The organism is Streptomyces sp. rh34 (assembly GCF_002551245.1).
GTDB lineage: Bacteria > Actinomycetota > Actinomycetes > Streptomycetales > Streptomycetaceae > Streptomyces.
In genome coordinates this window covers 1-2,303 of record NZ_NTGZ01000478.1, presented here as the reverse complement: position 1 = coordinate 2,303, position 2,303 = coordinate 1, and the positions used below count along the sequence as shown (strand labels likewise).

Below are 2,303 nucleotides of genomic sequence, written 5' to 3'. Positions count from 1 at the left end.
CCCCCGCTCCGCACCGGGGCGCACCTCCGCGCGCGGAGGCGCACCGCGCTCCCTGCGCCTCGGCAGCCCCCGCCCCCGGCTGCGGCTCGTCAGCCTCGGGCTGACGCTGGTCATGCTGGCCTTCGTGGCCCGACTGCTCCAGGTCCAGGCCGTCGACGCCAGCGCGTACGCGGCCAAGGCCGAGAAGAACCGCTACCTGGAGTACACGGTCGCCGCCGAGCGCGGCGAGATCACCGACCGCAAGGGCGTCGCGCTCGCCACCAGCGTGGACGCGCACAACATCACGGCCGACCCCAAGCTGTTCACGCCCGAGGAGAGCCACGCGCCCGACGCGCCCCAGCAGGCCGCGGCGCTGCTCGCCCCGATCCTCGGCAAGGACGTCGAGAAGCTGACCGAGCAGCTCTCGGCCAAGACCCGCTACACCGTGCTTGCCCACCGGCAGACCCCCCAGGTCTGGAAGCAGATCAAGGACCTCAAGGCCGTCTTCGCCGAGAAGGCATCCGAGGACGAGCTGAAGGGCGGTCCGGGCGCCAACGTCCTGGCCGGCGTCCTCCAGGAGCCGACCACCAAGCGCGTCTACCCCAACGGGGATCTCGCCGCCGGGATACTGGGATTCGTCAGCGCCGACGGCAAGGGCGGCGGCGGCCTCGAATCGCAGCTGAACGAGGAACTCGCGGGCAAGGACGGCAAGATCCGCTACGCCCAGGCCGGCGGCCGTCGGGTCCCCACCGCGGGCAGCAGCGAGGTCCCGGCCGTGCCCGGCTCCGACATCGAGCTGACCATCGACCGCGACATCCAGTGGGCCGCCCAGAAGGCCATCAGCGACCAGGTCGAGAAGTCCAAGGCCGACCGCGGCTACGTCATCGTGCAGAACACGCGGACCGGCGAGCTGCTGGCCATGGCCAACGCCCCCGGCTACGACCCCAACGACCTCTCCCAGGCGAGTTCCGCCTCCCTCGGCAACGCCGCCCTCCAGGACGTGTACGAGCCCGGCTCCACCAGCAAGGTCATGTCCATGGCCGCCGTACTGGAGGAGAAGGCCGCCACACCCGGCACCCACGTCACCGTCCCCAACCGGCTGCACCGCGGCGACCGGCTCTTCAAGGACGACGTGGACCACCCCACCTGGTACCTCACGCTCAACGGGGTCCTCGCCAAGTCCAGCAACATCGGCACCATCCTGGCGACCGGCCAGCTCGGCAAGACCCAGGCGGAGTCCAACCAGATCCTCTACTCCTACCTGCGCAAGTTCGGCCTCGGCTCCAGGACCGGGCTCGGCTACCCCGGGGAGTCGCCGGGTCTGCTGGCCCACCCGAAGGACTGGTCGACCTCGCAGCAGTACACGATCCCCTTCGGCCAGGGCCTCTCGCTCAACGCCGTCCAGGCCGCCTCGGTCTACTCCACCATCGCCAACGGAGGCGTACGGATCGCCCCCACCCTCGTCCGCGGCACCAAGGGCTCCGACGGGCGCTTCGAAGCCGCCGAGGCCCCCGAGGAGAACCGGGTGGTCAGCGAGAAGACGGCCAAGACCCTGGCGACGATGCTGGAGTCCGTCGTCGACGACAGTGAAGGCACCGGCACCAAGGCCGCCATTCCCGGCTACCGGGTCGCCGGCAAGACCGGCACCGCCAACCGCGTCGACCCCGTCCGTGGCGTCTACAAGGGCTACACCGCCTCCTTCGCGGGCTTCGCCCCCGCCGACAACCCGCAGGTCACCGTCTACTGCGCGATCCAGAACCCCACCAAGGGCAGCTACTTCGGCGGCCAGATCTGCGGTCCGATCCACAAGCAGGTCATGGAGTTCGCGCTCAAGACGCTCCAGACCCCACCGTCCGGCAGCGAGCCGCCCCGGCTGCCGGTGTCCTTCAAGCCCGGCGAGTGAACACGGGGATGCGCGAGCATCTCCTCCAAGGGAACCCTCAGTGACAACCATCACCCCCGATCCCGGGAACCGGAACGAGAACCGCCACAACGGGGGTCCCTCGCTTCGCGAGACGCCGCACCGGCCCGGTACGCTCACCGCCGTGCCCCACGCTGATCAGTCCCAAACCTCTCAGAAGGACGCGCCTGTGACCTACCCGGGAGCGCCCCGACCGGACCGGCTCCGGCCCACCCCTCTCGGCGAGCTGGCAGGCCGGCTCGGCGTCGAAGCGGCCGGGACCGGTGAGGTCACCGGCATCACGCACGACTCGCGGGCCGTGCGCCCGGGCGACGTGTACGCCGCCCTGCCCGGCGCCCGCTTCCACGGCGCCGACTTCGCGGCCCAGGCCGCGGGCCTCGGCGCCGCCGCCGTCCTCACCGAC

General features: G+C 71.2%; 2 protein-coding genes. Both read left to right on the top strand.

Translation table 11 applies throughout. The annotated features are described in order from the left end of the window. Positions 1-1,882: peptidoglycan D,D-transpeptidase FtsI family protein (locus CR470_RS37420; RefSeq protein WP_306667841.1), on the top strand; the 1,882-nt coding region annotated here is incomplete at its 5' end. A gap of 40 nt (positions 1,883-1,922) precedes the next feature. Continuing rightward, positions 1,923-2,303 (top strand): Mur ligase domain-containing protein (locus tag CR470_RS37415; RefSeq protein ID WP_257139063.1); only part of this gene is annotated, 381 nt, incomplete at its 3' end.